Here is a 5,211-nt window from a genome sequence, read left to right as displayed (position 1 = left end):
CGAACCGCTGGATAACTTTGACGAAGTGATGAAGTTTCTGGAAAACATCACCTCGCCCGAGGGCGTGAACATCGGGATGCGCAACATCAGCCTTTCTACCTGCGGTCTGGTGCCCAAGATCGACCAGCTGGCCGAGAAAAAGCTGCAGCTGACCCTCTCGGTGTCGCTGCACGCACCCAACAATGAAATTCGCAGCGGCATGATGCCGGTGAACGATGCCTATCCCGTGGAAGTGCTGATGCAGGCCGTGCGCCGCTATCAGGACACCACCGGCCGCCGTGTGAGCTTTGAATATTCCATGGTGCGCGGTGTCAATGATTCCGATGCCTGCGCCAAACAGCTGGCAAACCTGATCCGGGGCATGGGTGCCCATGTGAACCTGATCCCCATCAACCCGGTGGACGGCAGCCCGTACTCGGCCACTGATGCAGCCAACGTGCACCGCTTCCAGCAGAAGCTGGAGAGCCTTGGCGTGAACGCTACGGTGCGCCGCCGCCTTGGCAGCGAGATCAGCGCCGCATGCGGCCAGCTGCGCCGTGACGAAATGAACGGGAAAGCGTAAATATTAAAGGGAGAAGCCTATGAAACTTGCAGGAAAAACGGATGTCGGCAGGGTCCGGCAGGATAATCAGGACGATTATCGCGCAGGAGAACTGCCCGGCGATGCCGCATGGCTGCTGGTATGCGACGGCATGGGCGGTGCGCGCGGCGGCAGGGAAGCCAGCCAGAGCGCGTGCGATGTGATCGAGCGCTGCTTTCAGGAGCAGTATGCTTCCAAGTGCCTGCCCGGCGAAGAGGAGACCTTTTTGAAAAAGAGCCTGCTCAGCGCCAACCGCTTTGTGTTCCAGAAGGCCCTGCGTGAGGAATCGCTGGCGGGCATGGGCACCACGGCTGTGTGCGCACTGGTGCGCGGCGGCAAGGTGTTCCTGTGTCATGCAGGCGACTCGCGGGCGTACCTGTACCGGGACGGCAGGCTTGCCCAGCTCACCCACGACCATTCCTATGTGCAGGAGCTGGTGGACTGCGGCACCATTACCGTGGAGGAAGCCGAGCACCACCCTCAGAAGAACATCATCACCAAGGCGCTGGGCGTGGACTACCGGCTGGACTCGGAGTTCACTACCGCACCGCTGCAGAAAGGGGATATCCTGCTGCTGTGCTCGGACGGCCTGACCAATGCCGTGCCCAGAGAACAGCTGGAACAGCTGCTGCGCACCGGCGGGTTCTACGACCTGCCGGACCTTCTGATCCGCACGGCCAACGAGAACGGCGGCCCGGATAACATCACCGCGCTGCTGCTGTGTGTGGAGGAGGTGCGCTGATGGACAACCTGATCGGCAAAAAGCTGGACGGCCTGTATGAGGTGCGGGAGCTGATCGGTTCCGGCGGCATGGCAAACGTCTACAAGGCGGTCATGCTGGGGCACAACGGCCCGGTGCCTGCCGGTACCGTGGTGGCGGTAAAGGTGCTGCGGCAGGAGTATATGCACGACCCGGACCTTGTGCGCCGCTTTAAAAATGAATCCAAGGCCATCTCGCTGCTGAACCACCCCAACATCGTAAAAGTGTACGATGTATCGGTGAATGATGATCTGCAGTATATCGTGATGGAATATGTGGACGGCATGACATTGCGCGAGTACCTTAACCAGCGCGGCGGCAGGCTGACCAACCGGGAGACCGTGCATTTCATCTCCCAGATCTTAAAGGCGCTGGAACATGCCCACGCCAACGGTGTGGTGCACCGGGACATCAAGCCCCAGAACATCATGCTTTTGGACAACGGCCAGCTGCGCATGATGGATTTTGGCATTGCGCGCATCTCCCGTGCCGAGAACCAGCTGCTGAGCGGCAAGGCCATGGGCAGCGTGCACTATATCAGCCCGGAGCAGGCCAAGGGCGATGAGACCGACTGCACCAGCGATATCTACTCAGTGGGCGTGATGATGTACGAGATGCTCAGCGGTCATCTGCCCTTTGATGCAGACGACATGGTGGAAGTTGCCATCAAGCAGATCTCCGATCAGCCGAAGTCTTTGCACGAGATCGCGCCGGAGGTGCCGAATGCACTGGTGGAGATCACCGAAAAGGCCATGGCAAAGCTGCCGCAGAACCGCTACGCATCCGCCCGCGAAATGCTGGATGCGCTGGACACCTACGTGCACAACCCCTCCGTGATGTTCGAGTACAAGTATATTACAGAAGATGCTCCCGAAAAGGTGGTGAAACGTACCATGAACCAGAACCGTGCAAACCGTCAGGCCGAAAAGCCTGCGCCCCGCGGCAAAAAGGCCGCACCGCGCAGGAAAAAGCGCACCATCTTCCTGCCGGCACTGTTCGGCGTTACCATTGCATTTGCACTGGCGTGCCTTGCGCTGTGCTGGATGATCCTGAACGATTCCTCCAACCTGATGAACAACAAGGCCGATATCACGCTGGGCGATTATATCGGCATGACGCAGGACGAGGCTGCTGCCACCGAGCAGGTGGTCTCCGGCCAGATCAGCGTTACCTGGGAGCAGGAGTACAACAGTAACTATGCGGCGGGCTATATCTATAAGCAGTCGCCGGTGTCCGGCCGCACGGTGCGCGAGGGCCAGAATGTGACCCTGACTGTGAGCCTTGGCACCCAGTACGTTACCGTGCCGGACCTGACCAACTATGTGCAGGCCGATGCAGAGCAGCAGCTCAAGGAGCTGGGTGTCTCGGTGCTGGTAACGCAGGCTGTGGATACCTCTGTGGCATCCGGCGCGGTGATCCGCACCGACCCGGCGGCGGGCAGTCAAGTGGCTGCAGGCAGCACTGTGGTGATGTATATCAGCCGCCCGCAGGTGGCAACCACCACCAAGGTGCCCTCGCTGACCGGCATGAGCACCGCTGATGCCCGCACCCTGCTGGTGCAGAACCATCTGGGCCTTGGCAGCCAGACCGAGCAGTACAGCGACCAGCCGGTGGGCACTGTCATCAGTCAGAACCCGGCGGCAGGCTCTACCACAAAGCTGAACGGCCGCGTGAACATTGTGGTAAGCGCAGGGCCGGAGCCTGCACCGGAACCGGAAGCACCCAGCGACAGCACCACCGGCGGCGACTGGTGGAGCGGCCTGTTTGGCAGCAGCTCCTCTTCTTCCAGCACCGAGACCGGCACCGAACAGGGCACAGCGGGCAGCGGCGACTCTTCGCAGAAACCGCTGACCGACTGGTGGTCCTCGCTGCTGAGCTGACGGAGGCGTGCATGAAGGGATATATCACAAAGGGCATCGGCGGCTTTTACTATGTAAAAACGCCGGAGGGCATTGTGGAGTGCAAGCCCCGCGGAATTTTCCGCAAACAGAAGATCACGCCGGTGGCGGGCGATGAGGTGACGCTGGAGACCGAGAATGGTGCAGCCGTCATTGCCGAGATCGCACCGCGCAAAAATGTGTTCGTGCGGCCTCCGATGGCAAATCTGGATGTGCTGTTCCTTGTGGCCAGCACCACCCAGCCCACGCCCAGCACGCTGGTGCTGGATAAGCTTGCCGCCATTGCGGTGGACAAGGGCGTGCAGCCGGTGATCGTGTGCACCAAGGGCGACTTGGCCGAGGCGGAATTCCTGCGTAAGGCCTACGAAAGATCGACCCTGCCGTTCATCCGCATCGATTACGAGACCGGCGGCGGGCTGGACGAGGTGAAGCAGTGGATCAGCGGCAGGCTGTGTGCGTTCTGCGGCAACTCCGGCGTGGGAAAATCCACCCTTTTGAACCACCTGCTGCCGGAAGCAGAGCGCGAGACCAGTGCCATCAGCCAGAAGCTGGGCCGCGGCCGCCACACCACCCGTGAGGTGACGATTTTTGAAGCCTTTGGCGGGCGCATTGCGGATACGCCGGGCTTTGCCAGTCTGGAAGCGAACCGCGCCGGGTTCATCCCCAAAGAAAATCTGGAGCATGCGTTCCCGGAGTTCGGGCCTTATCTGGGCCAGTGCCAGTTCACCGGCTGCTCCCACCGCAGCGAAAAAGGCTGTGCCGTGCGCGCCGCACTGGCCGAGGGCAGGCTCTCCCAGACCCGGTACGACAGCTACTGCGCCATGTACGAGGAAGTCAAGGACGTGAAGGATTGGCAGCGCCCGAAAGTATAAAGGATAAGGAAGAGATTCATGTCACGCTGTGTGATCATTTCGGCCTGCCCGGTTTCTCCGGAGCTGGCAGAGGCCCTGCGGCCGGACGACTTTATCATTGCCTGTGATGCAGGCTACCGCAACTGCGCACCTCTGGGGCGCAGACCCAACATCATCGTGGGTGACTTTGACACCGCCCCCTGCCCGGAACAGCAGGACGACGATATCATCGTGCTGCCCCATGTGAAGGACGATACCGACACCGAGTATGCCGCAAAGCTGGTCTCGGAAAAGGGCTTTGACGAGGTGCTGCTGCTGGGCGGCCTTGGCGGCAGACGGGTGGAACACACCCTTGCAAACCTGTGCACCGGCCTTGGGCTGGAACAGCGCGGTGTGCGCACCACCCTGCTGGATGAGCGCAGCCGCATCACCTACGTGATGCCCGGCGAGACCCGCCGCTACCCGAAGGAAAGGTACTTCTTCTTCTCGGCCTTCCCGATGGAGGGCAGGGCGCAGGGCGTGTGCGAGCGCGGCTCCTACTATGAGCTGACCGATGCGGAGCTGACCGCCAGCTACCCGCTGGGCGTCAGCAACGAGTACGCTGCCGGGTCGGACTGCATCACCATCTCCACCCGCAGCGGTGCGCTGGTGGTGGTGGAGACCATCGCAGACTGAGCGCTGCTGCCCTTGCCGGAACGTTCCGGCCCCTGCCTGCATAGGATGGGCCAGAAAACGGAAAGGCGGGGAGCATATGCAGGTAGTTGTGATCCGAAGCCCCAAGGCGCTGCGCGGCATTCTGCGCAGACTGTTCGGCATTCAAAAACAGTAAAAAAAGATCCCCTCGCTGCTGGTCGGCGGGGGGATCTTGCTTCATAATACTCCTTTTTATTGCGTCAGGGCGTTGTAACAGGCATCGAACGCCTGCATAAAATCAGTGATCTCCTGTTCCGTGGTCAGGTGGCTCAGGCTGATGCGCCACGAGGACAGCGCGTTGCGCCGGTCATGGCTCACGGCAAACACGGCGCGGGAGGGCAGGCCGTCCGAAGAGCAGGCCGATTTGACCGAGACGCATACGCCCCTGGCATCCAGCTCCCGCTGGAACACGGTGCCCTTCACGTTCTG

The 5,211-nt window shown here is 61.0% G+C and carries 4 protein-coding genes and 2 pseudogenes; 5 read left to right on the top strand and 1 reads right to left on the bottom strand.

The annotated features are described in order from the left end of the window. From QZL71_RS08085 to QZL71_RS08065, 5 genes and pseudogenes are all read left to right on the top strand, one after another. Positions 1-562: pseudogene (locus QZL71_RS08085) on the top strand (radical SAM protein); the annotation flags it as partial. A gap of 19 nt (positions 563-581) precedes the next feature. Next, positions 582-1,322: a Stp1/IreP family PP2C-type Ser/Thr phosphatase gene (locus QZL71_RS08080; RefSeq protein ID WP_005940264.1), complete on the top strand. Its 741-nt coding sequence runs from the start codon at positions 582-584 to the stop codon at positions 1,320-1,322. Next, on the top strand, positions 1,322-3,220 hold the full coding sequence (gene pknB / locus QZL71_RS08075; protein WP_294648440.1) for a Stk1 family PASTA domain-containing Ser/Thr kinase: 1,899 nt from the start codon (positions 1,322-1,324) through the stop codon (positions 3,218-3,220). Before QZL71_RS08080 ends, pknB begins: the two co-directional genes overlap by 1 nt. Positions 3,221-3,231: 11 nt before the next feature. Beyond that, complete coding sequence (gene rsgA / locus QZL71_RS08070) at positions 3,232-4,110, top strand: ribosome small subunit-dependent GTPase A (protein ID WP_044953451.1); 879 nt, start codon at positions 3,232-3,234, stop codon at positions 4,108-4,110. Between the two features lie 18 nt (positions 4,111-4,128). Next, positions 4,129-4,764, top strand: coding sequence for a thiamine diphosphokinase (locus tag QZL71_RS08065; RefSeq protein ID WP_154255400.1), 636 nt, complete (start codon positions 4,129-4,131; stop codon positions 4,762-4,764). A gap of 210 nt (positions 4,765-4,974) precedes the next feature. On the opposite strand, the pseudogene QZL71_RS08060 reads toward QZL71_RS08065, so the two are convergent. Next, positions 4,975-5,211, bottom strand: a pseudogene (locus tag QZL71_RS08060) (aminotransferase V); the annotation flags it as partial.

The organism is uncultured Faecalibacterium sp., from assembly GCF_900066275.1.
Classification (GTDB): Bacteria; Bacillota; Clostridia; order Oscillospirales; family Ruminococcaceae; genus Faecalibacterium; species Faecalibacterium taiwanense.
This window is presented reverse-complemented; position numbering and strand designations above follow the sequence as displayed.

Bases quoted from the DNA above. Each gene is read 5' to 3' on its own strand.
- QZL71_RS08080 (WP_005940264.1), top strand. From the start codon at position 582: ATGAAACTTGCAGGAAAAACGGATGTCGGCAGGGTCCGGCAGGATAAT.
- pknB (WP_294648440.1), top strand. From the start codon at position 1,322: ATGGACAACCTGATCGGCAAAAAGCTGGACGGCCTGTATGAGGTGCGG.
- rsgA (WP_044953451.1), top strand. From the start codon at position 3,232: ATGAAGGGATATATCACAAAGGGCATCGGCGGCTTTTACTATGTAAAA.
- QZL71_RS08065 (WP_154255400.1), top strand. From the start codon at position 4,129: ATGTCACGCTGTGTGATCATTTCGGCCTGCCCGGTTTCTCCGGAGCTG.